This window comes from Mycolicibacterium sediminis, assembly GCF_010731735.1.
Taxonomy (GTDB): Bacteria; Actinomycetota; Actinomycetes; order Mycobacteriales; family Mycobacteriaceae; genus Mycobacterium; species Mycobacterium sediminis.
In genome coordinates this window covers 3,884,737-3,909,504 of record NZ_AP022588.1, presented here as the reverse complement: position 1 = coordinate 3,909,504, position 24,768 = coordinate 3,884,737, and the positions used below count along the sequence as shown (strand labels likewise).

At 71.5% G+C, this 24,768-nt stretch carries 24 protein-coding genes; 3 read left to right on the top strand and 21 right to left on the bottom strand.

Annotated features, from left to right (window positions below; genetic code table 11):
• Positions 1–5: 5 nt before the first annotated feature.
• The 8 genes from gap to G6N64_RS18725 all read right to left on the bottom strand — a co-directional run bounded on the left by gap (position 6) and on the right by G6N64_RS18725 (position 9,604).
• Positions 6–1,028, bottom strand: coding sequence for a type I glyceraldehyde-3-phosphate dehydrogenase (gap, locus tag G6N64_RS18760; protein WP_163798649.1), 1,023 nt, complete (start codon positions 1,026–1,028; stop codon positions 6–8).
• Positions 1,029–1,143: 115 nt separating this feature from the next.
• Positions 1,144–2,121, bottom strand: a complete 978-nt coding sequence (gene whiA, locus G6N64_RS18755) for a DNA-binding protein WhiA (RefSeq protein ID WP_163801934.1) — start codon at positions 2,119–2,121, stop codon at positions 1,144–1,146.
• Positions 2,122–2,134: 13 nt separating this feature from the next.
• A complete protein-coding gene (yvcK, locus tag G6N64_RS18750; RefSeq protein ID WP_163798647.1) occupies positions 2,135–3,148 on the bottom strand; it encodes a uridine diphosphate-N-acetylglucosamine-binding protein YvcK in 1,014 nt (337 codons plus the stop codon).
• Positions 3,145–4,056, bottom strand: coding sequence for an RNase adapter RapZ (rapZ, locus tag G6N64_RS18745; RefSeq protein WP_163798644.1), 912 nt, complete (start codon positions 4,054–4,056; stop codon positions 3,145–3,147). Before rapZ ends, yvcK begins: the two co-directional genes overlap by 4 nt.
• The gene (gene uvrC / locus G6N64_RS18740; RefSeq protein WP_163798642.1) at positions 4,053–6,062 is read right to left on the bottom strand and encodes an excinuclease ABC subunit UvrC; all 2,010 of its coding nucleotides are present in this window, start codon (positions 6,060–6,062) and stop codon (positions 4,053–4,055) included. Before uvrC ends, rapZ begins: the two co-directional genes overlap by 4 nt.
• A gap of 10 nt (positions 6,063–6,072) precedes the next feature.
• The gene (gene murD, locus G6N64_RS18735) at positions 6,073–7,434 is read right to left on the bottom strand and encodes a UDP-N-acetylmuramoyl-L-alanine--D-glutamate ligase (protein ID WP_163798640.1); all 1,362 of its coding nucleotides are present in this window, start codon (positions 7,432–7,434) and stop codon (positions 6,073–6,075) included.
• 20 nt (positions 7,435–7,454) lie between these two features.
• Positions 7,455–8,786, bottom strand: coding sequence for a MurL-like N-terminal domain-containing (locus G6N64_RS18730; RefSeq protein WP_163798637.1), 1,332 nt, complete (start codon positions 8,784–8,786; stop codon positions 7,455–7,457).
• A complete protein-coding gene (locus G6N64_RS18725; RefSeq protein WP_163798635.1) occupies positions 8,783–9,604 on the bottom strand; it encodes an aminotransferase class IV in 822 nt (273 codons plus the stop codon). The genes G6N64_RS18730 and G6N64_RS18725 overlap by 4 nt, the downstream gene beginning before the upstream one ends.
• Before the next feature lie 81 nt (positions 9,605–9,685).
• On the opposite strand from G6N64_RS18725, the gene G6N64_RS18720 reads away from it, so the two are divergent.
• On the top strand, positions 9,686–10,156 hold the full coding sequence (locus G6N64_RS18720) for a GNAT family N-acetyltransferase (protein ID WP_163798633.1): 471 nt from the start codon (positions 9,686–9,688) through the stop codon (positions 10,154–10,156).
• Here the strand turns inward: G6N64_RS18720 and G6N64_RS18715 are convergent.
• From G6N64_RS18715 to G6N64_RS18695, 5 genes are all read right to left on the bottom strand, one after another.
• On the bottom strand, positions 10,149–10,604 hold the full coding sequence (locus G6N64_RS18715; RefSeq protein ID WP_163798631.1) for a PH domain-containing protein: 456 nt from the start codon (positions 10,602–10,604) through the stop codon (positions 10,149–10,151). The two genes, G6N64_RS18720 and G6N64_RS18715, sit on opposite strands and share 8 nt — an antisense overlap.
• The gene (ribH, locus tag G6N64_RS18710; RefSeq protein WP_163798629.1) at positions 10,601–11,077 is read right to left on the bottom strand and encodes a 6,7-dimethyl-8-ribityllumazine synthase; all 477 of its coding nucleotides are present in this window, start codon (positions 11,075–11,077) and stop codon (positions 10,601–10,603) included. Before ribH ends, G6N64_RS18715 begins: the two co-directional genes overlap by 4 nt.
• On the bottom strand, positions 11,074–12,402 hold the full coding sequence (locus G6N64_RS18705; protein WP_163798627.1) for a bifunctional 3,4-dihydroxy-2-butanone-4-phosphate synthase/GTP cyclohydrolase II: 1,329 nt from the start codon (positions 12,400–12,402) through the stop codon (positions 11,074–11,076). The genes ribH and G6N64_RS18705 overlap by 4 nt, the downstream gene beginning before the upstream one ends.
• 107 nt (positions 12,403–12,509) lie before the next feature.
• Entirely contained in the window at positions 12,510–13,112 is a 603-nt protein-coding gene (locus tag G6N64_RS18700; protein ID WP_163798625.1) for a riboflavin synthase, read from the bottom strand.
• 14 nt (positions 13,113–13,126) lie between these two features.
• Positions 13,127–13,624, bottom strand: a complete 498-nt coding sequence (locus G6N64_RS18695; protein ID WP_163798623.1) for a GNAT family N-acetyltransferase — start codon at positions 13,622–13,624, stop codon at positions 13,127–13,129.
• A 64-nt stretch (positions 13,625–13,688) separates the two neighbouring features.
• Between G6N64_RS18695 and G6N64_RS18690 the strand changes: the two genes are divergently transcribed.
• Positions 13,689–14,399 (top strand): LppX_LprAFG lipoprotein, encoded by a 711-nt coding sequence (locus tag G6N64_RS18690; protein ID WP_163798621.1) that lies wholly within the window; start codon positions 13,689–13,691, stop codon positions 14,397–14,399.
• The gene (locus tag G6N64_RS18685) at positions 14,399–15,955 is read left to right on the top strand and encodes an MFS transporter (RefSeq protein WP_246230707.1); all 1,557 of its coding nucleotides are present in this window, start codon (positions 14,399–14,401) and stop codon (positions 15,953–15,955) included. The genes G6N64_RS18690 and G6N64_RS18685 overlap by 1 nt, the downstream gene beginning before the upstream one ends.
• Before the next feature lie 4 nt (positions 15,956–15,959).
• Here the strand turns inward: G6N64_RS18685 and G6N64_RS18680 are convergent, their stop codons facing one another.
• The 8 genes from G6N64_RS18680 to G6N64_RS18645 form a co-directional block, all read right to left on the bottom strand.
• On the bottom strand, positions 15,960–16,139 hold the full coding sequence (locus G6N64_RS18680; protein ID WP_163798617.1) for a hypothetical protein: 180 nt from the start codon (positions 16,137–16,139) through the stop codon (positions 15,960–15,962).
• 216 nt (positions 16,140–16,355) lie between these two features.
• Positions 16,356–17,357 (bottom strand): bifunctional diaminohydroxyphosphoribosylaminopyrimidine deaminase/5-amino-6-(5-phosphoribosylamino)uracil reductase RibD, encoded by a 1,002-nt coding sequence (ribD, locus tag G6N64_RS18675; RefSeq protein WP_163798615.1) that lies wholly within the window; start codon positions 17,355–17,357, stop codon positions 16,356–16,358.
• Entirely contained in the window at positions 17,357–18,031 is a 675-nt protein-coding gene (gene rpe / locus G6N64_RS18670; protein ID WP_163798614.1) for a ribulose-phosphate 3-epimerase, read from the bottom strand. Before rpe ends, ribD begins: the two co-directional genes overlap by 1 nt.
• Positions 18,032–18,036: 5 nt before the next feature.
• Positions 18,037–19,440, bottom strand: coding sequence for an RsmB/NOP family class I SAM-dependent RNA methyltransferase (locus G6N64_RS18665; protein WP_246230706.1), 1,404 nt, complete (start codon positions 19,438–19,440; stop codon positions 18,037–18,039).
• Positions 19,437–20,363: a methionyl-tRNA formyltransferase gene (gene fmt, locus G6N64_RS18660; RefSeq protein ID WP_163798611.1), complete on the bottom strand. Its 927-nt coding sequence runs from the start codon at positions 20,361–20,363 to the stop codon at positions 19,437–19,439. The genes G6N64_RS18665 and fmt overlap by 4 nt, the downstream gene beginning before the upstream one ends.
• 36 nt (positions 20,364–20,399) lie before the next feature.
• Positions 20,400–20,936 (bottom strand): LemA family protein, encoded by a 537-nt coding sequence (locus tag G6N64_RS18655; protein WP_163798610.1) that lies wholly within the window; start codon positions 20,934–20,936, stop codon positions 20,400–20,402.
• Positions 20,930–22,738, bottom strand: coding sequence for a DUF2207 domain-containing protein (locus G6N64_RS18650; RefSeq protein ID WP_163798608.1), 1,809 nt, complete (start codon positions 22,736–22,738; stop codon positions 20,930–20,932). The genes G6N64_RS18655 and G6N64_RS18650 overlap by 7 nt, the downstream gene beginning before the upstream one ends.
• 46 nt (positions 22,739–22,784) lie before the next feature.
• Positions 22,785–24,731 carry a primosomal protein N' gene (locus G6N64_RS18645; RefSeq protein WP_163801931.1) on the bottom strand — a complete coding sequence of 649 codons (1,947 nt, stop codon included), beginning with the start codon at positions 24,729–24,731 and terminating at the stop codon, positions 22,785–22,787.
• Between the last annotated feature and the right edge of the window lie 37 nt (positions 24,732–24,768).

The window sequence follows — 24,768 nt, the reverse complement described above, 5'->3', positions numbered from 1 at the left end:
CGTCGTTACAGCGACTTGCCCACCAGCGCGACCAGGTCCACGAGGCGGTTCGAGTAACCCCACTCGTTGTCGTACCAGGACACGACCTTCGCCTGGTCGTCGATGACCTTCGTCAGACCGGAGTCGAACAGCGAGCTGTGCGGGTCGGTGACGATGTCGCTCGACACGATCGGGGCGTCGTAGTACTTGAGGATGCCCTTGAGCTTGCCCTCGGCGGCGGCCTTGAACGCGGCGTTGATGTCCGCCGCGCTGGCCGACTTCGACAGGTGCGCGGTGAGGTCGGTGACCGAGCCCGTGGGGATCGGCACGCGCAGCGCGTAACCGTCGAGCTTGCCCTTCAATTCGGGGAGGACCAGTCCGATGGCCTTGGCGGCACCGGTCGAGGTGGGCACGATGTTGATCGCTGCGGCGCGGGCGCGACGCAGGTCGCTGTGCGGGCCGTCCTGCAGGTTCTGATCCTGCGTGTACGCGTGAATCGTGGTCATCAGGCCCTTGACGATGCCGAACTCGTCGTTGAGCACCTTGGCCAGCGGGCCGAGGCAGTTCGTGGTGCACGACGCGTTGGAGATGATGTTCTGGCTGCCGTCGTACTTGTCGTCGTTGACGCCCAGCACGATCGTGATGTCCTCGTCGGTGGCCGGCGCGGAGATGATGACCTTCTTGGCGCCGGAGTCGAGGTGGCCCTGCGCCTTGTCGCGCTTGGTGAAGATGCCGGTCGACTCGACGACCACGTCGACGCCCAGGTCGCCCCAGGGCAGTGCCGACGGGCCCTCCTTGACGGCCAGCGCCTTGATCTTGTGGTCGCCGACGACGATGGTGTCCTCGCCCTCGAGGCTCACCTCGTAGGGCAGGCGGCCGAGGATGGAGTCGAACTTCAGCAGGTGCGCCAGTGTCGCGTTGTCCGTCAGGTCGTTGACCGCGACGATCTCGATGTCCTGGTTGTTGCCCGCGGCCTTCTGCGCGTCGAGCGCCCGAAAGAAGTTCCGCCCGATTCGACCGAAGCCGTTCACGCCTACCCGGATGGTCACGCATCTCTCCTTTGTCGGTGGGGACCGATCGATGTCAACTCGCGACCAGCCTAGTGCCGGACCGCACCGATGGCGCAGCCTGGTCAGGACACCCCGTGGCCGGGGACGACCGGTGTCAGGCGTCGTCGAGCAGGTCTGGGGTGACCGCCGACTCCGTGTCGGGAATGCCGTCCTGCTTCGCCTTGCGGTCGGCCATCGACAGCAGCCGCCGGATGCGTCCCGCCACCGCGTCTTTCGTCATCGGCGGGTCCGCCAGCCTGCCCAGTTCCTCGAGTGAGGCCTGCCGGTGCTCGACCCGCAGCCGGCCCGCGTTGGACAGGTGGTCGGGCACCGTGTCGCCCAGGATGTGCAGTGCCCGCTCCACCCGCGCGGCGGCCGCGACGGCGGCGCGCGCAGACCTGCGCAGGTTCGCGTCGTCGAAGTTCGCCAGTCGGTTCGCGGTGGCCCGCACCTCGCGCCGCATCCGGCGCTCCTCCCACGTCAACCGGGTGTCCTGGGCGCCCATCCGGGTCAGCAGGGCGCCGATGGCCTCGCCGTCGCGGACCACGACCCGGTCCGCGCCGCGCACCTCGCGCGCCTTCGCGCTGACGCCCAACCGCCGCGCCGCGCCGACCAGTGCCAGCGCCGCCTCCGGTCCCGGGCAGCTCACCTCCAGCGCGGACGATCGGCCCGGTTCGGTCAGCGACCCGTGCGCCAGGAACGCACCGCGCCACGCCGCCTCGGCATCCCCGACGCTGCCGCCGACCACCTGCGCGGGCAACCCGCGCACGGGACGGCCGCGCAGATCGAGCAACCCGGTCTGGCGTGCCAGCGCCTCACCGTCCTGGGCCACCCGCACGACGTACCGCGTGCTCTTGCGGATGCCGGTCGCCGACAGCACGTGGACGACGGCGTTGTAGCCGTACAGGTCGTGGATGTCCTTGCGGAGCCGGCGGGCGATGATCCCGAGATCGACCTCTGCCTCGACCACGACGCGGCCGGCGACGATGTGCAGCCCGCCCGCGAAGCGCAGCAGCGACGCCACCTCGGCACGCCGTGCGCTCACCGAGTTGATCACCAGTCGGCTCAGCTCGTCCTTGACCTCGGCAGTCATCGCCACGGAATAGTCACCTCTCGTCGACCGACCGGATGGCAGGCGTGATGGTCGTCGGCTGGTGCGCCGGGGGTCTGGATTCGGTCCCCCGCAGTCGCACCCGTTCCAGAGCCGCGGCCAGACGCGCCGGGTCATGTAATGGTGTACCAGGTCGCGACACGTCAGCAAACTCGACCGACGCGTCGAGAGTGCCTGCGGTGCGCCGCAGTTGTTCGCGTTCGCGTTCGCTGGGCACGCTCGCCGCGTCGACGACGATGTCGTGCACGGTGAAGCCCGGTGCGTGCTGGGCCAGCACGTGCAGATGCCGCTCGGCGGAGAAACCGGCGGTCTCCCCGGGCTCGGAGACGAGGTTGAGGACGACGGCCCGCCGCGCGGTCGTCGCCTGCAGCGCCGCCGCCAGCTGCGGGACCAGCACGTGCGGGATCACGCTGGTGAACCAGGATCCCGGCCCGAGGACCACCAGGTCCGCCGCCATGATCGCGTCGACGGCCTGCCGGGTGGCGGGTGGGTTCCCCGGGAGGAGACGGACCCGGCGCACCTTGCCCACGGTGGTGGCGATGCCGACCTGACCGCGGATGACGCGGCTCATCCGCGGGTCGGACTCGAGCCCGCCCACGTCGGCCTCGATCTGCAGCGCGATCGGGCACATCGGGAGCACCCGCCCCTTGAGGCCGAGGACCCGGCCGAGTTCGTCGAGCGCCGCGACGGGGTCGGCGAGCACCTCGTTGAGCCCGGCGAGGAGCAGGTTGCCGATGGGATGTCCGGCGAGCGCCCCGCTGCCGCCGAAGCGGTGCTGGATGATCGTGGCCCACAGCTGTCCGTGCGGGCTGTCGGCGGCCAACGCCGCCAACGCCATTCGGAGGTCGCCCGGGGGGACGACGTCGAGTTCGTTGCGGAGCCGGCCGGACGACCCGCCGTCGTCGGCGACCGTCACCACCGCCGTCACGTGCGGGGTGATGCGTCGCGCCGCCGAGAGTGTCGCGTATAGGCCGTGCCCGCCACCGAGTGCGACGATGCGTGCGCTCATTCGCGACCCATGTCCCGGTGCAGCACCCGCACGGTCAGCTCGTCTCCCCCGCCGTCGAGGCGGGCCGCCAGGGCTTCGGCGATGGCGACGCTGCGGTGCTTGCCGCCGGTGCAGCCGATGGCGACGGTCATGTAGCGCTTCCCCTCCCGCCGGTATCCGTCGATGACGACGCCCAGAAGGCGATGGTAGGTGTCGAGGAAGTCCTCCGCGCCGGGTTGCCCCAGGACGTAGTCGCGGACCGCCGGATGCTGTCCGGTGTGCCGACGGAGTTCGTCCACCCAGTGCGGGTTGGGCAGGAAGCGGACGTCCATGACGGTGTCGGCGTCCATCGGCAGCCCGTACTTGTAGCCGAACGACTCGACGGTGACGCTGGTGTGTGCCACCGCCTCGCTGCTGAACGCGCGCTCGATGCTGGCCCGCAGGTCGTGCACCGAGAGCTTCGAGGTGTCGATGACCAGGTCGGCCGCCGCCCGCACCGGGGCGAGCAGCGAACGCTCGGCCGCGATGCCCTCGGCCAGCGTGTGATTGCCCTGCAGCGGGTGGCTGCGGCGGTTCTGCTCGTAGCGGCGGACCAGGATGTCGTCGGACGCCTCGAGGAACAGCACCCGCGGCGAGATGTTGCGGGTCGCCAGGTCGCTGCGCACCCAGTCGAGGTCGCCGGTGAAGCCCCGCGAGCGGACGTCCATCACCACCGCGAGGCGGGTGATCCGCGACCCCGCGGCCAACCCGAGTTCGACCATCCGCGCGATCAGTTCGGGCGGCAGGTTGTCGGCGACGTACCAGCCGATGTCCTCGAGCACCTTCGCGGCGGTCCCGCGGCCCGCCCCGGACAGCCCGGTGACGAGGACGACGTCGATGCCGTCCCCCGGTTCCCCCACCACGTCGCTTCGCACGTCCTCGCTCGTCATCCCGATGCCCGGCTTCGATCATGGTCGATCAGCGTCTCGCCCGCGTCCTGTTCGGCGACGGGGGCGCCCTCGGTCGTCACACCCACGTCCTCCACGCCCAGGGCCTCGAGTACCGCCTTGGCGGTCGCGACGCCGATCCCCGGCACCGAGGTGATCTCGTCGACGGTCGCCTCCTTCAGTCGGGCCACGGACCCGAAGTGCGTGACGAGGGCCTTGCGGCGGTGTTCGCCCAGCCCCCGGACCGAGTCGAGCGCCGACGCCGTCATGCGCTTGGACCGCTTGCTGCGGTGATACGTGATGGCGAACCGGTGCGCCTCGTCGCGCACGCGCTGCAGCAGGAACAGCCCCTCGCTGTTGCGCGGCATGATCACCGGGTCCGGCTCGGCGGGCACCCAGACCTCCTCCAGGCGCTTGGCCAACCCGATGACCGCGACGTCGGTCACGCCCAGTTCCTCGAGGACGTCGGCGGCGGCGTTGACCTGCGGGGCGCCGCCGTCGACGACGAACAGGTTCGGCGGGTAGGCGAACCGGCGGGCCCTACCCTCCTCGATCAGGGGGCGATCGGCGTCGCTGACGTGCCGCAGGAAGCGCCTGCGGGTCACCTCGGCGATCGACGCCACGTCGTCCGAGCGGCCCTCGCCGGCGGCCTCCCGGATCGCGTAGTGCCGGTAGTCCGACTTGCGTGGGAGCCCGTCCTCGAAGACGACGAGCGACGCCACGACGTCGGTGCCCTGCACGTGGCTGATGTCGATGCACTCGATGCGCAGCGGGGCGTCCGACAGTCCGAGGAACTCCTGGATGTTCTGCAGCGCCGCGGATCTCGCGTTGAAGTCACCCGCGCGCTTGAGCTTGTGCTGCGCCAGCGACTCCTTGGCGTTGCGGTGCACCGTCTCTGCCAGCGCCCGCTTGTCGCCGCGCACCGGGACCCGCACCCGCACCCGTGACCCGCGCAGCGCCGTCAACCAGTCGGAGAGCTCCTCGACGTTGTCGGGCAGCACGGGAACCAGTACCTCCCGCGGTACCGCGGCCGAGGCCTCGTCGCTCGAGCCGCCCAGCTCGGCCTGGTCGCCGTAGAACTGCGTGAGGAACTGCTCGACCAGGTGCTCCTGACCGGATTCGCCTGGCTCGCCAGACTTCTCGACCACCCAGCCGCGCTGGCCGCGCACCCGGCCGCCGCGGACGTGGAACACCTGGACCGCCGCCTCGAGGTCGTCGTCGGCGAAGGCCACGACGTCGGCGTCGGTACCGTCGCCGAACACGACGGTCTGCTTCTCCAGCGCACGCTTGAGCGCACCCACGTCGTCACGCAGCCGAGCCGCCCGCTCGAAGTCGAGGTCCTCGGCCGCCGCCGCCATCTGCTTCTCCATGTCGCGGACGAGGCGGTCGGTCTTGCCTGCCAGGAAGTCGCAGAAGTCGTCGACGATGGCCCGGTGCTCGGCGGCGCTCACCTTGCCGACGCACGGCGCCGAGCACTTGTCGATGTAGCCCAGCAGGCAGGGCCGTCCGATCTGGCTGTGCCGCTTGAAGACTCCCGCCGAACAGGTGCGGGACGGGAACACCCGCAGCAGCAGGTCCAGCGTCTCGCGGATCGCCCAGGCGTGCGAGTACGGACCGAAGTAGCGGACGCCCTTGCGCCGCGGCCCGCGGTAGACGAACAGCCGCGGGTACTCCTCGTTGAGCGTGACCGCGAGCACCGGATAGGACTTGTCGTCGCGGTACCGGATGTTGAACCGCGGATCGAACTCCTTGATCCAGTTGTACTCGAGCTGCAGCGCCTCGACCTCGGTGGTGACGACCGTCCACTCGACGCTGCCCGCGGTGGTCACCATCTGCCGCGTCCGGGGCGCCAGCGCCGACAGGTCGGAGAAGTAGGAGTTCAATCTGCTGCGCAGGCTCTTCGCCTTGCCGACGTAGATGACGCGCCCGCGCGGATCCCGGAATCGATAGACGCCCGGCTGGACCGGGATGGACCCGACGGCGGGTCGGTACGTCTGTGGATCGGGCACGGGTTCCAGGTTAGTTCGCGGGTGGGACGGCACCCCGGGGGCCGTCGGTGGCGGACCCGAGCGCGTCGATGAACGTTCGGAACGCGGCACCCTTGGCGACGTAGTTGGCGAACAGGTCGTAACTCGCGGCACCCGGGGACAGCAGCACGACGTCGACTCCGGGCACCGCCGCAGCGACCCGCACCGCCTCCTCGAGGCTGCCGACGACGTGGGTCCGGTCCGGGTGGGCCGCGGCGAACCCGGCGCCGATGCGGGCACCGTTGCTGGGCGACTGCACCAGCGTCACGTGGCGCGCGCCGCCGGTCAGGTAGTCGTCCACCTGGCCGTAGTCGAGGTGACGGTCCATGCCTCCCACGATCAGCGCGACGACCTCGTCGGGACGGGTGGACCGCAGGGCGGCCACCACGCTCTCCCCCGTGGTCGCGAGCGTGTCGTCGACCCACCGGACGGGGCGACCGTCCACGTCGGTGACGCGCACGGTCTGCAGGCGGTGCGGCAGGCCCTCGAACTCCGCCGCGGCGGCCACCACGACGTCGTCGCCCACGGTGCGACCCGTCATCTCGGCCGCGGCGACGACGGCCAGCGCGGCGTTGACGGCGTTGTGCGCGAACGACATCACCGTCTCCCCCGGCAAGTCCGGCACGGTGGCCGGGTCGACGAGGCGAAGCGTCGGCGGGAGGTCGGTCACCCCGATCGACGCGAGGCGGGCGACGACGTCGGGAGTGCACACCAGCGAGCGGGCCCCGTGCCGGAACACGTTCGCCTTCGCCGCGTAGTACGAGGCGGTGTCCCCGTGCCAGTCGAGGTGGTCCTCGTACAGATTGGTGATGACGGCCACCGCCGGCGAGGTCTCGAGCAGCGCCGCCTGCTGGCTGGACAGTTCCGCGACCACCACCTCGCCAGGACGGGGCGACAGGTCCGACAGCGGAGTGCCGATGTTCCCGGCCACCACGGCGTCGACGCCGAGGCCCCTGAGCAGCCCACCGAGGAACGACGCGGTGGTCGACTTGCCCTTCGTGCCGGTCACGCCGATGGTCTGCGCGCCGAACTTGGCGACGAACCAGTCGGCGGCACTGGAGATCCGGATGCCGGACGCCCGCAGCTGCTCGAACGTCGGCTGGTGCCATGGGATGCCCGGGCTGACGAAGACGACGTCGCACTCGTGCAGTCGCGCGAGGTGTTCGGGGCCCCGGTACACCACGAGCCGGTCGATCCCCTCCGGCGTCTCGTATGGCAGCCGTCCGGCGTCGTCGACGGCCTCGACACGCAATGCGCCTGCGGCAGAGGCCATTCGGGCCATCGAGATGCCCTCACGGCCGAAGCCCCAGATGCCCACCACCCGTCCCTCGAGATCGGGTTGCGGTTCGGTCATCGGGCCATCATCGCGTGGTGTCAGCCCAGCACCGGCGCATAGCGCTCCGGCACGTAGTTCACGGCACCCTCGCCCTGATCGTCGGTGCCCGCGACGGCGGCGAGCTCGGCGCGGCGCGGCCGGACTGCCTCGACGATCGGCAGCCCGTCCCACGCCGGGTCGTCGACGATCGCGAGCATGGCCTCGGCGGCCTCGTAGTACTCGCCGACGCACTCGAAGGGCTTGTGCGCACCGAGCCCGACGATGTCCTCGACGCCGGGCCGGTTGCCGTCGTCGGCCAGCGGGTCGCGGCCGAAGATCTCCTCGAGACGCGTCCGTCCGAGGCGCGGCGCCATCAGGATGAACACGAACAGGCACTTCGGGCAGTGCCCGCACCATGATGCCGCGCGGCGGGCGGGATCGAGCGCGAAGGGACGGTTGCAGCTGATGAACGCGTCGAAGTACTGCGGACAATCCCGGAACCGGTCGGCGATCTGCGACTCCGACAGTGCGCGCAGCAGGGAGAAGTACCGGTCGGGGTTCAGGCCGTGGCCGGCGAGCGTGTCCCGCAGCAGCGTCTCGTAGCCGATGCTCTTGGACCACTGGTGGTTGACGTCGCGTCCCATCCACTCCACGTTGCCGACGTTCGACGACCGCTCGTTGGAGAACACGACCGGACCGAGGCCGAGTGCGTCGGCGACGATCAGCCCGACGACGCTGTTGATGGCCGTGACGGGAACGTGGCCGTTGAGTGCGCCGAGGGCGTTGACCTCGATGAGCGTCCGCGAGATCGTCCGCCGCACCCGCGTGCTGGCCAGACCGCTGATCTCGATGCACCGGTCGATCGGCTCGAACTCGTTGACGCTGAACAGCATCGGATCGAACCCGTGGCGCTTGAGCAGCTCGATGGTGACCACCGAGTCCTTGCCGCCACCCACCGGCACCAGCGGCTCGGCGGTGGCGTCGAAGGCGTCCGGCGGGCGGGGTGGCGCGCCGTCGGCCGACGGTCCGGACACCTCGGGGGTCAGCGCGGCGGGCAGCCCGTTGGTGTATGCGAACTCGCCGAGCCCACCCGCGATCAGCTCGCGCAGGTAGTCCTTCTCGAAATCGGAAGTGGGGAAGTCGATCTCGATGCGGGCCGGCGCGGCGGCCTTGAAGTAGCTCGGCGAACACGTCAGGGCGAGCAGGCGCAGCAGCCGGTCGTCCACGGGTCCGGGCAGCTCTCGCCCGAAGTCGACGACCTCGGCGAAGGTGACGTCGTCGGCCGGGTCCTGCCCCCGCAAGGTGTACTGCGCGGTGAACCTGCCTTCGGCGAACTCGTAGCCGTCGATGCCCAGGGCACGGTAGGCGGCGGGGTCGAACCGGTCGATCATGACTGCTCCAGGAACGTCTGTGCGGCGGACTGGTACGGGGTGTCGCCGACGCTCGCCACGGGATGCGTCTCGAAGCCCGGCGAGATCCACCAGGCGGCGGTGGCGGCGGGGCGTTCCGCGACCCGCGTGACGCCGTGGACGAGGCCGGCGCCGGCCAGCTGGTCGAGGATCGACGCGGGCTCGGACCGGTCGAGCCCCACCGGGCCCCGCGGGGTGTCGAACACGAGCGCGCCGAGGACGGGCGTGCCATCGGTCGCCGATGGGACGGCGTCGGAGTACCCGTCGTCGGCCAGCCACCGGTGCAGCCGGTCCGACGCGGCCAGGCTGGTGGTGCGTGCCGCCATCCGCTGCCAGTGCGGGGCCGAGGCGCCAAGCCCGCCGACCGGGGCGTCGAGGACCGCGATCCGCACCGGAGCCGGGCGCCACGGTTCGACGGCGTCGACGCGGACGTGCGTCCTCGTCCCCCCACCCACGGCGAACAACGTGACCGTGACGGCGAGGACGCCCGAGCCGCGGTGCCGATCCGTCGCGTTGGCGTCGGTCAGCGCGGTCCGGAGGTCCGCCCGGCCGGGCATCGGCACGCCGAAGAACTCGGCGGGCTCGGCGAGGTAGCGCCAGACCGCGTCGACGTCGGGCGGGGTGCCGCGGACGACCGGCAGGGTGAGCGTGGGATTGGTGCCGGGATGGGTGATGAGTTGCGTGACCGGGAGAAGCGGAGTATCGATTTCGGGTATCCCAGGTGGGGCGGAGGACACCGCGTCCCTCGTCGGCGGCGGAGCCGCGTCGACGTACGGCGCGGTCCTGCGAAAATCGGTCACTGTCAGCGCATTCTATCGCACACGACGAACGGAGCCGGCCGATGGCGACGAGCGCCCCCGCGATGGTCGGCTAGGCACGTCGTGAGCCCGACGACGGTGATCCGACTCGCCGAAACCGACTGGCGTGCCTTCGCCACGCTGCGGCTGCGCGCGCTGCGGGACACGCTCGGCACCGAGGACCTGCAGTACCGGACGGAGGCGGCGTTCACCGCGGCGCGGTGGCGTCGCAGACTGCGCTCGCACGCCCAGTTCGCCGCCGTGGTCGACGAGCGCATGGTCGGCCTCATCGGCGCGCAGCGGGAGACCGCGGACACCGTCTACCTGTACTCGCTGTGGCTGGAGCCGACGGCGCGACGGCGCGGTCTGGGGCGGGAGCTGGTGGCGTCGGCGGTGGGCTGGGCGCGGAGCGAACGGGCCCGTTCGGTGACGTTGCGAGTGGAGTCGGCCAACGCCGCTGCGATGGGGGTGTACGAGGGGCTCGGGTTCGTCTACGAGGGAGGTCCGACCGCGAGCCGGCCCGACGAGGTGACGATGCGCCTGGCCGTCAGCTGACGTCGCTGCGGTACCGCGCGACCAGCGCGCGGACCCGTTCCATCGCGTCGACCGCGCGTTCCTTGTCGACCGCCTGGATCGCCATGGCGGGCACGTACTCGTAGTCGGGCAGGTCGACGCGGGCCCAGCGGGCGCCCTGCGGGAACGACACGTCCACGACGTCCGCCCACGGGATCACCTTGTCGACGACGAGGTTTCGCACCGCGATCCCCTCGGGTCCGACCCGTAGCCGCGGCCGGGCGAACAGCAGCACCAGACAGGCGATGATCACGCCCAGCACGGCGATCGCCACCTGATCGGCGGTCTGGAAGATGACCCCGCTCGACCCCACCTTGAGCAGGAAGCCGACCGCGATGTGAGCGGCGGCGATGAGAAACGCTGCGCCGTAGGCGAAGTACGGCGTGAGGTGCGGGCGCACCTCGAGGTCCCAGCGCGTGGCGTCGCTCACGACGCGGCGAGATCGCGCAGCGTCAGGGCCGTCGACAGCGCGGCGGCGGCGGCCTGGGCGCCCTTGTCCTCGGACGAGCCCGGAAGTCCCGCCCGGTCGATGGCCTGCGCCTCGTCGTTGACGGTGAGGACGCCGTTGGCCACCGGGGTCGACTCGTCGAGCGACACCCGGGTGAGGCCCTGGGTGACGGCGTCGCACACGTAGTCGAAGTGCGGGGTCTGACCGCGGATCACCACGCCCAGCGCGACGACCGCATCGTGCTTGGCCGCCAACGCCTGCGCCACCACCGGGATCTCGATCGCGCCGAGGACTCGGACGATGGTCGGCTCGGCGATGCCGCAGTCCTTCGCGGTGCGCACGGCGCCGTCGAGCAGCGCGTTGCAGATCTGGTCGTGCCAGGTGCTCGCGACGATCGCCAGGCTCAGTTCGGACGCGTCCACGACCGGCAGATCGGGGACCCCGTGGCCACTCACTTGCCGCCGCCCGACTCGCCCGCGGTCGGCGGCAGACGATCGCCCAGCAGGTACACGGCCTCGTCGTAGCCGTCCATGTCGACCGATTCGGCGTAGTCGTCGAGACCGGTCAGGTCGTGACCCATGCGATCCCGCTTGGTCATCAGGTAGCGGATGTTCTCCGAGTTCGCGCGCACCGGCAGCGGCACGCGCTCGATGATGTGCAGGCCGTAGCCGTCCAGCCCGACCCGCTTGGCCGGGTTGTTCGTGAGCAGCCGCATCGAGCGAATCCCGAGATCGACGAGGATCTGCGCGCCGATGCCGTAGTCGCGGGCGTCCGCGGGCAGGCCGAGCTTCAGGTTGGCGTCGACGGTGTCGGCCCCGGCGTCCTGCAGCTGATACGCCTGCAGCTTGTGCAGCAGGCCGATGCCGCGACCCTCGTGGCCGCGCATGTAGAGCACGACGCCGCGGCCCTCCCGGGCCACCATCGCCAACGCGGCGTCGAGTTGCGGGCCGCAGTCGCAGCGCCGCGAGCCGAACACGTCGCCGGTCAGGCACTCGGAGTGCACCCGCACCAGCACGTCGTGACCGTCACCGTCGGGACCGGGGATGTCGCCGCGCACCAGCGCCACGTGCTCGACGTCGTCGTAGATGCTCGTGTAGCCGACGGCGCGGAACTCGCCGTAGCGGGTGGGGATGCGTGCCTCGGCGATCCGCTCGATGTGGCGTTCGTGCTTGCGGCGCCACTCGATGAGGTCGGCGATCGAGATCAATGCGAGGTCGTGGTCGTCGGCGAACACCCGGAGTTCGTCGGTCTGGGCCATCGAGCCCTCGTCCTTCTGGCTGACGATCTCGCAGATCGCCCCGGCGGGCTGCAGACCCGCCAGCCGGGCCAGGTCCACGGCCGCCTCGGTGTGCCCCGGCCTGCGCAGTACGCCGCCGTCCTTGGCGCGCAGCGGGACGACGTGGCCGGGCTTCGTGAAGTCGTCGCTGACGACCGTCGGGTCGGCCAGCAGGCGCATCGTGGTCGCGCGGTCCGACGCCGAGATGCCGGTGCCGACACCCCTGCGCGCGTCCACCGTCACGGTGTAGGCCGTCTGGTGCTTGTCCTGGTTCACCGCGTACATCGGCAGCAGGCCGAGCCGGTCGCAGATCTCACCGGACAGCGGCACACAGAGGTAGCCCGAGGTGTAGCGCACCATGAACGCCACCAGCTCGGGCGTGGCCTTCTCTGCGGCGAAGATGAGGTCGCCCTCGTTCTCCCGGTCCTCGTCGTCGATGACGACGACGGCCTTGCCCGCCGCAATGTCGGCTATCGCCCGTTCGACGGAATCAAGCCTCGTCATCTCAGTCACCTACTTCGAAGGGGCGCACGCCCGGGACCATCTCACTCGACTTCAGTATGAACCACCGACGGTCACGAGTTATTGCCCGCTACCGACCGGTGGGTGGATCAGCCGATCTCCCGCGCGCCGAGCAGTCGCTCGACGTACTTGGCGATGACGTCCACCTCCAGGTTGACCGGGGTTCCGACCGGAGCGCCGCCGAGCGTGGTGAGCTGCAAGGTGGTGGGGATGAGCGACACCTCGAACCAGTCCGGCCCCAGCCCCGACACCGTCAGGGAGATGCCGTCGACGGTGATCGACCCCTTCTCCACCACGTACCGGGAGACCGTGTCGGGCAAGGAAATCCGCACCACCTCCCAGTTCTCCGAGGGCGTACGGGCCACCACCTGCCCGGTGCCGTCGACGTGACCCTGGACGATGTGCCCGCCGAGGCGGCTGTTGAGGGCGGCGGCGCGCTCGAGGTTCACCCGGCTGCCGACGCCGACGCCGGCCAGGCTCGAACGGTCGAGGGTCTCGGCCATGACGTCGGCGGAGAACGCGCCGTCGGGGAGGACTTCCACCACGGTCAGGCATACGCCGTTCACGGCGATCGAGTCGCCGTGACCAGCATCACTGGTGACGACCGGGCCGCGGATGACGAACCGGGCGGCGTCCACCAGGTCCTCCTTGGCGACGACCTCACCCAGTTCTTCGACGATTCCGGTGAACACCCCGTCCAGGCTAGTCAGAGCCGCTTCTCGCCGAAGAAGGTGGCCACGGGGTTGGCGTTGAAGTTGCCCACCTCGACGTACCCCTCGGCGAGGTACAGGTCCCGCGCGTGATCCTGGCGCGGACCGGTGTCGAGCCGCGCGACGGCGTAGCCGAGGTCGCGCGCGGCGTCCTCCAGGGCGTGCAGCAGCACCCGGGCGATGCCGCGTCCGCGTTCCTCGGGGACGACGTACATCCGCTTGATCTCGCAGGTGCCGTCGGGCAGGCGCTTGAGCCCGCCGCCGCACACGGCCACGCCGTCGCGGTATCCGACCAGGAACGTGCCGTGCGGCGGGCCGAGTTCGGCGGGACCGGCCTTCGGCATGTCCGCTGCATCGAGGTCGAGGCCGCCGGATCCGGCGGCGGGACCGACGTCCCAGTACAGCTCCCGCATCTCGCCGACCATCGCCGAGACCAGCCGAGACCCGTCTCCCTCGTCGACCTTGACCCGGCGAAACTCCAGCTCGTGCGGCACGTTCCCACTTCTACCGGGTGCCCGGGGCGTCCGTCCACCGGTACGGACCCTCTACGATGCAGGCATGCAGACGCGCCCCCGGCTTGCCGTCCTCTCCACGTTCACCGCCCTCCTGACCGCCACCGTGCTCGTCGCCGGATGTTCCTCGTCCGAGAAGACGAACGACGCCCCGCTGCCCGAGGCCGCGACGTTGCTGACCGAGTCCACGGCCACCACCAAGGCCCAGCAGAGCGTCCACCTCGAGCTGTCGGTCTCCGGAAAGATCACCGAACTCCCCATCCAGGCCCTGACCGGCGATCTGACGAACGTCCCCGTCGTCGCGGCCCAGGGCAAGGCCACCATCGACGCGTTCGGACAGACCCTCAAGGACGTTCCGTTCGTGGTCGCCGACGGCGACCTCTACGGCGCGTTCAGCGGTGGCAGCGACTACACCAACTTCGGCCCTGCGAGCGACATCTACGACGTGTCGAAGATCCTCAACCCGGACGTCGGCCTGGCCAACCTGCTCGCCAAGTTCTCCGACGGCAAGTCCGAGGGACGCGAGAGCGTGGGCGGCGTCGAGGCCGTGAAGATCAGCGGCACCGTGGCGCCGGACGCCGTCAACGGCCTCGTCCAGATCGGCGCCACCGGACCGGTGCCGGCGACCGTGTGGATCGCCGAGGACGGCGACCATCAGCTGGCGCAGGCCAAGCTCGATCCCAGTGAGGGCAACAGCGTCCAGATGACGTTGACCGATTGGGGCAAGACCGTCACCGTCACCAAGCCCGCAGCCTGATGGCGGGGGCCCACGGCGCCACCAAGCCGAAGTCGACCAGCAGGCGCATCGCGATCAGCGCGGGTGGGCTCGCCGTCCTGCTGGGCGCGCTCGACACCTACGTCGTCATCACGATCATCAACGACATCATGCGCGACATCGGGATCACGCTGAATCAGATTCAGCGCGTGACCCCGATCATCACGATCTACCTGCTCGGCTACATCGCGGCCATGCCGCTGCTCGGCCGGGCGTCCGACCGGTTCGGCCGCAAGCTGATGCTCCAGGTCAGCCTGGCCGGCTTCGCCGCCGGGTCGGTGGTGACCGCACTGTCGGACGACCTGTTCACGATGGTCATCGGCCGGTTCATCCAGGGCACCGCCAGCGGCGCGCTGCTGCCGGTGACGCTGGCGCTGGCCGCCGACCTGTGGTCCGCGCGCAGCAGGGCCACCGTGCTCGGCGGGATCGGCGCGGCACAGGAACTCGGCGCCGTCCTCGGACCGCTGTACGGCGTCGCCGTGGTGTGGGCGCTGAGTTCGTGGCGTGACGTGTTCTGGATCAACGTGCCGCTCGCCGCCATCGCCATGGTGATGATCCACTTCAGCCTGCCGTCCCGCGACAGCGACGAGCCGAAGGCCAAGGTCGACGTCGTCGGCGGCCTGCTGCTGGCGATCGCGCTGGGGCTGATGGTCTTCGGCATGTACAACCCGTCCCCCGACGGCAAGCAGGTCTTCCCCAGCTGGGGGCTGCCGGTCCTCGGGGCGGCACTGGTCGCGACCATCGCGTTCTTCGTCTGGGAGAAGTTCGCCAAGACCCGGCTGATCGATCCGGCAGGCGTGAGGTTCCGGCCGTTCCTGGCCGCCCTCGGCGCGTCACTGTGCACCGGTGCGGCGCTGATGGTCACGCTGGTCAACGTCGAGCTGTTCGGCCAGGGCGTCCTCGGCAAGGAGCAGAACGAGACCGTCCTGCTGCTGCTGTGGTTCCTGGGGGCACTTCCGATCGGCGCGGTCCTCGGCGGATGGATCGCCACCCGCATCGGCGATCGCATCGTCGCGTTCGTCGGCCTGCTCATCGCGGGGTTCGGCTACTGGCTGGTGTCGCACTGGACGGCCGACGTGCTGACCGCACGACACGACTTCGGGATCTTCTCACTGCCCACGTTCGACACCGACCTGGTGCTGGCCGGCCTCGGTCTGGGTCTGGTGATCGCTCCCCTGACGTCGGCGACGCTGCGGACCGTGCCGGGCGCCCAGCACGGCATCGCGTCCGCCGCCGTGGTGGTGGCCCGGATGATCGGGATGCTCATCGGCCTGGCGTCGCTGAGCGCCTGGGGCCTCTACAAGTTCAACCAGTACCTCGCCGAGCTGCCCAAGCCCACCGGCACCAACCTGGTGGAGATCGGCGCGCAGCTCGCGGCCAACGTCAAGACGGCCTACACCATGCAGTACGGGCAGATCTTCTTCATCACGATGGTCGTGTGCGTGGTCGGCGCGGCGCTCGGACTGTTGATCGCCGGCAAGCACGAGCACGCCGAGGAGTCGGACACCGAGTCCGAACCCGTCGGCGCCCGGAGCTAACGGCTCAGCAGCGCTCGAGACCCGGGCGCTGCAGCGTGAACTCCAGCGGCGCGGCCACGTCGGTTCCGGTGCGCCGGACCGCGGTGGCCGGAGTGCTCAACACGGCGCGGAACGGCCGGCACACCATGTCCCGGATGCCGTGATCGACTGGTTTGAGGGTGAGCCAGTCCTGCAGTGCAGTCATGCTGGTTCGTCCTTTGCTCGTGCTCACCGGCGTAGACGCCGCGGGTGAGGCGCGATGTGGGCGGTCGGGTCGTGCGACCCGAACATGTCTTCGATTCTACGGGCGTGGAGCACGACGATCGGGGCCACGACCCCGCTTCGGGGTCTCGAACGGGTAACGAGTCACCCAACTCGCGGCGCTCGCGGTGACGCCAATCACATTGGGCGCCAAGTGAGATCAGGCAGGCACCAAACTCAGCCGCAGATCGGCGCCGAGGCGCTCGGTGCCGTCGAACCGCCACCGCCGGGCCTGCGCGATGCTCAGCACGCCCACGTCGTCGACCGCCGTGACCGGTCCGCCGAGCAGGATCGGCGCGACGTAGGCGACGATCCTGTCGATCGCTCCCGCGCGCAGGAAGGCACCCGCGAGCGTCGGTCCGCCCTCGATCAGGACGTCGGTGCGGTCGGAGAGCGCCCGCACCACCTCGAGCGGGTCGCGGGTCCGGATCACCATCGTGCGCGAGTCGTCGTTGAGCACCCGCGCCTCGGAGGAGATCTCGCGTTCGCCGACCACCACCCGCAGCGGTTGCCGGTCCGCGAGGGTGCCGTCGGGCAGCCGGGCGGTCAGGGCGGGGTCGTCGGCGAACACGGTGCCGGTGCCCACCACGATCGCGTCGATCACCGCACGGCGCCGGTGCACGTCGGCACGTGCGGCCTCGCCGGTGATCCACTGGCTGGTGCCGTCCGCGGCGGCGCTGCGGCCGTCGATGCTGGCGGCGTACTTCCAGGTGACGTGTGGCCTGCCGGTGCGCTGCTTGTGCAGCCACTCCCGCAGCGGGCCACCGGCCACGTCATCGGCGAGCAGTCCAGCCTCCGCCGACACGCCGTGCTCGGCGAGCCGCGTCGAGCCGCCCGCCGCCACCGGATTCGGGTCCTCGACCGCGTACCGGACGGCCGCCACGCCCGCCGCGAGGAGCGCGTCCACGCACGGCGGTGTGCGGCCGTGGTGGTTGCATGGTTCGAGCGTGACGACGGCGGTGCCACCCACCGCGCGCTCGCCCGCCCGCCGGAGCGCGAGCACCTCGGCGTGCGGCCCGCCCGCGGGTTCGGTGGCGCCGATGCCGGCGACCTCGCCGTCGCGGTCGAGGATGACCGCGCCCACCGGCGGGTTCGGATACGTGGTGCCCTTGACCCGCTCTGAGAGCTCGATGGCGCGCCGCATGGCGGCCTCGAGCGACATCACGACAGGTGCGCGGACGCCGACGCCGCCTGCCTGCGCAGCGCGGCCACCGCCTCGGCGGGGTCGGAGGCGCCGAACACGGCGGACCCGGCGACGAAGCAGTCGACGCCCGCCTCGGCGGCCGCCTCGATCGTGTCGGCGTTGATGCCGCCGTCGATCTCGACCACGACCGTCAGCTCACCCGCGTCGACGAGCCTGCGCACCGCCGCGACCTTCGACAGCACGTCGGGGATGAACTTCTGGCCGCCGAACCCGGGCTCGACCGACATCACCAGCAGGGTGTCGAAGTCACGCAGGATCTCGAGGTAGGGCTCGATCGGGGTGCCGGGCTTGACGCTGAGGCCGGCCCGCGCCCCCGCGGCGCGGATGTCGCGCGCCACGGCGCGGGGATCGTCGGTGGCCTCGGCGTGGAAGGTGACGTTGTAGGCGCCGGCCTCCGCGTACGGCGGCGCCCAGCGGGCCGGGTCGTCGATCATCAGATGGCAGTCCATCGGGATGTCGGTCACCTTCAACAGGCTCTCCACGACCGGCAGGCCCAGCGTCAGGTTCGGCACGAAGTGGTTGTCCATCACGTCGACGTGCAGCCAGTCCGCGCCGTGCACGGCGGCGGTCTCCTCGGCCAGACGGGCGAAGTCGGCGGCGAGGATGGACGGTGCTACCAAGGGGCCTGCCATGGCGGTCACCCTACTTGGAGGGCCGCGGCGAACATGGCGTCCGTCCCGTGCCGGTGCGGCCACAACTGCACGTGCGGGCCGGCGCCGGCGGGCACGGGATCGAACAGCGGCCAGGTGTCCAGCGCGGTCACGGGATGTCTGCGCAGTGCGTCGGCCACCACGCCGACGGTCTCCGCGAGGTGCGGCGAGCAGGTCGCGTAGAGCACGACACCGCCGGGCCTGGTCAGCGCGATCGCCGAGGCCAGCAGTTCGCGCTGCAGCTTCGCCAGCGGCGGCACGTCACCCGGCACCCGACGCCAGCGCGCCTCGGGCCGCCGGCGCAGCGCGCCCAGGCCGGTGCAGGGTGCGTCGACGAGCACCCGGTCGAACGATTTGGCGGGCAATCCGGTGTCGCGACCGTCGACCCGAAGCACGTCGACGTCGAAGCCGCGCACGTTGTGCTCGACGAGGTCGGCTCGGTGCGGTGTCGGCTCGACCGCGGTCACTCGCGCGCCGGTGGCGCCCGCAATCGCGGCCAGCAGCGCGGTCTTGCCGCCCGGGCCCGAGCAGAGGTCCAGCCAGCGACCGCCGTCGCCGTCGACCGGCGCCAGCGCGAGCGCACGGGCGACGAGCTGGCTGCCCTCGTCCTGCACCTGGGCCGCGCCGTCCCGCAGCGGCTCCAGTCCGCCGGGATCGCCGCCGGGGAGGTAGACGGCGTACGGCGAGTACCGTCCCGGCGTGCCGTCCACGGCGGCGGCGAGTTCCGCGGCGGTCATCGCCCCCGGCCGGGCGGCCAGGTGCACCACCGGCCGGGTGTCGTCGCTCGTCAGCAGGTCGCCGAGTTCGGCCGCGTCGGCGCCGAGGGCATCCGCGAAGGCCTGCGCGATCCAGCGGGGATGGGAATGCGTGAACGCGAGGTGCCCGACGGGGTCGGCGGTCGCCGAGGGCGCCAGGTCTGCCACCCAGGCCGCCTCGTCCCTGGCGGAGATGGTCCGTAGCACGCCGTTGACGAAACCCGCTCGCGGCGAATCGAACTCGATGGCCGCCTGCTCGACGGTCGTGTCGACCGCGGCGTGCGCGTCGACCCGCGTGCGCAGCAACTGGTACGCGCCGAGCCGCAGCAGATCCAGCAGCACGCCGTCGATCTGGTCGACCGGGCGGTTGGCAGCGCGGGCGATGACGGCGTCGAGCAGGCCGAGACTGCGGCACGTGCCGTAGGCGAGTTCGGTGGCGAACGCGGCGTCCCGCCCGGTGATCCCGCGCTCGCGCAGCAGCGAGGGCAGTGTCAGGTTGGCGTAGGCGTCGCGCTCGGACACCGCGCGGACGACGTCGAACGCCGCCCGACGGGCCGGGTCCAGCGGCGTGCGGCGGGGCTGCGGCCGGCGCGGACGCCCCTGCTGCGGCCGGTCGCCGCCGCGGGGACGGCTCACGACGCGCTCGCGGTCTCGTCGAGACGGGCGCCGCGCGCCCAGTCGGAGGCGACCATGGGCTTCTTCCCGGGCGGCTGGATCCAGCCCAGTGTCACGGGAACCGAGGCGGTGCCGACGTGCACGCCCTCGCGGTCCACCTGAATCCTGCCCTGCGGCAACGCGTCTCGACCCGAGATGGTGACGGGACCCAGCTTGACGCGCAGATCGCCGATCATGGTCCACGAGCCGGGGTTCGGGGTCATCGCGCGGATGCGCCGGTCGACCAGGTGGGCGGGCAGGTCCCAGCGCACGCGCGCCTCCTCGACGGTGATCTTCGGCGCGACGGTCACGCCGTCGGTGGGCTGCGGCACCGCGGTCAGCGAGCCGTCGGCGATGCCGTCGAGGGTGCTCTCCAGCAGCAGCGCGCCCGAGACCGAGAGCCGCTCGAGCAGGTCGCCCGAGGTGTCGGTCGGCCGGACCGTCTCGGTGACCGTGCCGAACACCGGCCCGGAGTCGAGGCTCGGTTCGATCTGGAACGTCGTCGCCCCGGTGACCTCGTCGCCCGCGGCGATGGCGGCCTGCACCGGCGCGGCGCCGCGCCAGGCGGGCAGCAGGGAGAAGTGCAGGTTGATCCAGCCCGCCGGGGGCACGGCCAGCAGTCCGTCGCGCAGCAGGGCCCCGTAGGCCACCACGGCGCAGCACTCGGGTGCGAGCGCGGCCAGTTCGGCGACGAACTCCTCGCCGTTGGGCCGGTCGGGTCGCAGGACGGGGATCCCCTCGGCGAGGGCGAGCGCCGCCACCGGGGACGGCGACGGCTTGCCGCGCCGCCCGGACGCGGCGTCGGGACGGGTGAGCACGGCCACCACCTCGTGTCGGGGTGACTCGAGCAGGCGGCGCAGGGAGGGCAGGGCAGGTTCGGGGGTGCCCGCGAAGACGATGCGCATGGTCTTGCTGGCTGACTTTCTCTCGGGGAGGTCTGGCTATCGGGGGATCTGGTAGTACTCCCGCTCGGGCACGCCGGCGATCGGCGCGACGAACAACCACGGGATGGTTCCGACCACCTTATTCAACGTGGCCACGGCGTCGTTGTAGTACTGCCGTGCGAACGCCAGCTTGTCCTCGGTGTCGGCGAGGTTGTCCTGCAGGTTGAGGAAGTTGTTCGACGACGCGAGCTGCGGGTTCGTCTGCCCGAGCGCCAGCACGCGGCCGAGCGCGTCGTCGAGGTCGCGTTCGGCGGCGCTGCGCTGCGCGACCGATCCGCCACCCGTCGCCGACGTCAGCGCGGCACGCGCATCGGTGACGTGGTCGAGGACGGCCTTCTCGTGGACTGCGAACGTCTCGACGACGTGCACGAGGCTGGGGATCAGCGACGCCCGCCGGGTGAGTTCGACGTCGATGCCCGCCAGAGCCTCCGACACCCGGACGTCCGCCGCACGGATCTTGTTGTAGCCCAGCACGAACCCGGCGAGTACGAGCACCACCAGGATCAACACCAGCACCAGCACCGACGTCACCACGAGCCTCCTCCTCCGCCGCCACCGCCACCGCCACCGCCACCACCGCCGCTCGAGCTGGAGCCACCGCTGCTGCTCGACGACGACTGCGACGCGGTGTAGGCGCCGATCGACGACGACAGCGCCGACTCGAAGCCGTCGAAGTCCGGGCCGCCCGAACCGCCGCTGAAGCCGGAACCCGACGTCGACGACGAGTGGTACCAGTCCGGTTGCGGGGCAACGTCTCCGGTCGCATCCCGGTACTTCTTCGCCCACAGGGCCGCGGTGCCCGCGGCGACCGCGAACGGCACGTAGGCGGTGTACAGATCCTTGCGGGCGGCGAAGTCGAAGCGTGTCTCCGCGGACTCGGTGGCCAGCAGCCGGTGGAATCCGCCCGCCTGCGACCACAGCCGCCGGCCCGCCTCGGTGCGCCGCGTGCCCACGCCGTCCGCCCACGAGCGGACGGTGACGACGAACACCGCGGCGAACGGCAGTCCCCACATCGTGGCCGGGAAGCCCCACCGGCAGAATCCGCATACCGCGAGGATCAGTGCGAGCGCGTTCGCCGACCGCACCCAGAGTTCCTTCTTGCGCGCGACGATCAGTCCCTCGTCGACCGCCCACTTCTTCACCGCGGCGGCCATCTCGCTCTTGGCCGACGTCAGCTTCTTGCCCGCGCCGACGGCCTTCTTCGCCTCGAACTCCCGGCCGGGACCCATCACGCCGAGCGCCGAGCCCACCGCGACGGCGACGGGGTCGACGTCCGCCCACGCCTGGCGCTCGGCGGTGCCGCGGACGTTCCACTGGTCCTCGTTCACCTGCCGTAGCTCGACCAGCTTTCGCTCGGCGAGATGGAACAGCGTGGCGGTCAGGCCGTTCTTGGGGACGCTCTCGGTCCGGACGTATTCCGTCTGGACGGGTCCGAGCCCGGCGGGTGGGCCGTACTGCACGGGGAAACCGGGCTCCGGCTCCACCGTGGTGCGGTACCAGAGGTAGGCCAGCGCGCCCGCCGCCACCGTCAGCGCGAGCACCCACACGACGGCGATGACGGACTGGCCGGCGATCCGGTCCCACTGCTGCGACCACGGCAGGGTGGCGCGCGGGGGCGTCGGCACGTCGACCCCGGCGCGCAGCGTGACCGGGGTCCGCGGCGAGAGGTCGACGGCGGTGAGTTCGACGGTGTCACCCGTGACCACGAGGTCCGTGCACGCGGCGCCCACGCCGACGCCGACCGAGCACTGCGCCCCCGTCACCGGACCGGGCAGGGTGGCTCGCACCCGGACCCGGTCGATGCGGTTGTTCCACGACGGCGCGATGACGTTCCAGAAGAAGGTCGACGTCGACGTCGGTCGACCGACCTCGGCGGCGAATCGACGGTTCTCGCCGGTGCTACCGGGATCGAGCACCCCGGCGATCGAGTAGCGGAGTTCGTAGGTGTGGGCGCCGGGCACCAGCGTGGTGTCGGCGTCGCCGATCTTCGCCACGCTGAATCGACCGCCGCCCTCCGACTGCATCCGGTACGGGACGGGTTCGCCGTCCAGCAGGATCGACGCGATCTCGGGGGGCTGCCGGGCACCGGGGGCGTTGAGGTTGGCGACGTCCCAGTACCGGAAGATGCCGTGCCGGTCGGACGGGAAGTCACCGGTGATGGTCTCGACGGCGTCGAGATCGCCGTCGGCGGACACGGTGAAGTTCGCGCGGTAGTCGGTGATGACCACGGGGTCGGAGACGGTGCTCCCGCCCGACGCGCCCGACGAGGTGAGCGGCCAGAGCAGACCGACCGCGACCAGCGCGATCAAGATCAACCACTTGAACACCCGTCGCACGTCACCCTCCCGTTCGACTCGCGCCGCACCCCCGACGAGGGCAGACCTACCCTATGTGCAACGGGTCGATCTGGACGCGAACTGGCTCGTTGTCGTGCCGCGCACTCAGCGAACCGGTGGCCCTGCGCAGTGCCGCCGCCAGGTCGAGGCCGCGGTCGCGCGGGACGCGCACCAGCATCCGCATCACCGGCCCGGCCGTCGGTTCGCCTGCCGGGCGGCGCGCCCCGGGCGGCAGGTCGACCGGGCCGAGCACCTCGGCCGCCTCGGGGAGAGTGGCCGCGTCAATCAGCGCGGCCGCCGCCTCGGGTGTGCCGTCGATCGCCGCCATGTGCGCCGCCGGCGGCAGGCCGACCTCGGAGCGGGCGTCGAGTTCGGACTCGGCGTGCGCCACCGGGTCCCACCGGATCAGGGCCTGGACAGTCGGGATCGCCGACTCGGCGACCACCGCCACCACCCCACCGTCGGACTGGGGCCGGACCAGCGCCGTCGCCGCCATCCACCGGCGCAGCGCGTCCTCGGCGGCGCGCAGGTCCTGTCTGCCGAGCAACGCCCAGCCGTCCAGCAGCAGCGCGGCGCCGTACCCTCCGTCGGCGACCGGCTCGGCGCCCGGCGTCGAGACGACCAGGGCGGCCGACCCTGGCACCGTCGCCAGGACGCCGTCCCCGCTCGACGTCATCACGCTGACGCCCGGGAACGCGCGCCCGATCTCCTCGGCGGTGCGGCGCGCGCCGACCACCACCGCCCGCACCGAGTCCGAGCCGCAGCGCGCGCACCGCAGCGCGGCCTCGTGCCTGCCGCACCACCGGCACACCGCACCGGTGGTGTCGCGGTCGGGCAGTGACAGCGGTCCGGTGCAGTGCCTGCAGCGGGCGATCGCGCGGCACCGACCGCACGACAGGGCGGGCACGTATCCGCGACGCGGCACCTGGATCAGCACCGGTGCGTCCGCCGCGAGTGCCTTGCGCGCCGCGTCGAGCGCCATCGACGGCAACCGGGCGGTGCGGGCGGCCGGGTCGCGCTCCTGTGTGAAGGCGCTGTCGTCGATCGCGATGACCCGTGCGGTCCGCGCGCGCACCACCGGGCGGGTGGCGACCAGGTCGTGCGCCCACGTCGACCGCACCAGCGCCTGCGCCTCGGCAGTTCGGGCGTACCCGCCCAGCAGGGCGGCGCAGCGCATCTGGTGGGCGCGCAGCATCGCGACCTCCCTCGCGTGCGGGTACGGGGCACGCGGCTCGGCCAGCGAGTCGTCGCCGTCGTCCCACACGACGACCAGGCCCAGGTCGGCCACCGGCGCGAACACCGCACTGCGGGTGCCGATCACGAACCGCGCCCCGCCGCGCAGCACCGCGAGCCACCGCCGGTACCGCTCGGAGGGCCCGAGCCCCGCGGACAGCGCGACCACCCGGTCGGGGTCGACGTGACGGACGGCCGCGGCGTGCACGGCGTCGACGTCGCGCTGATCCGGAACGACGGCCAGGGCGGAGCGTCCCGCGTTCACCACCACCGCCGCCGCCTCGGCCAACCGGTCCGCCCACTGCTCCCCCGGCAGCGCCTGCCACACCGCGCGGGCGGCGCGACCCTCCGCCAGGGCGCCGAGGAACCCGGCACCGCCGCGGTAGGTGGCCCACGCACCGGGATCCACGTCGATCGGCGTCAGCGGGGAGAACACGGGCGGGTCCTTCTTCTCGACCGCCGCGTGCCGGGGCGGCACGGCGAGGCGCAGGACGTCGGGCCGGGTGCCGGCGTAGCGCGACGCCACCGCCTCGACCAGTCGCCGGACGTCGGCGGTCAGCACAGGCTCCGGCGACACCACCCGGTCGAGCCAGCCGAGCTTGCCGACGTGGTCGGTGTCCGACCGCCGCTCGAGGATGAACGCGTCGACGAGCCTGCCGTGGAACCGCACCCGCGCCCGCACACCGGGCTGCGCGTCGTTCGACTGCTCCGCGGTGACGAGGTAGTCGAACTCGCGGTCGAGGTGCGGCACCGACAGCATCGGCAGCACGCGAGCGATCGGCTCGTGTTCCGGGGCC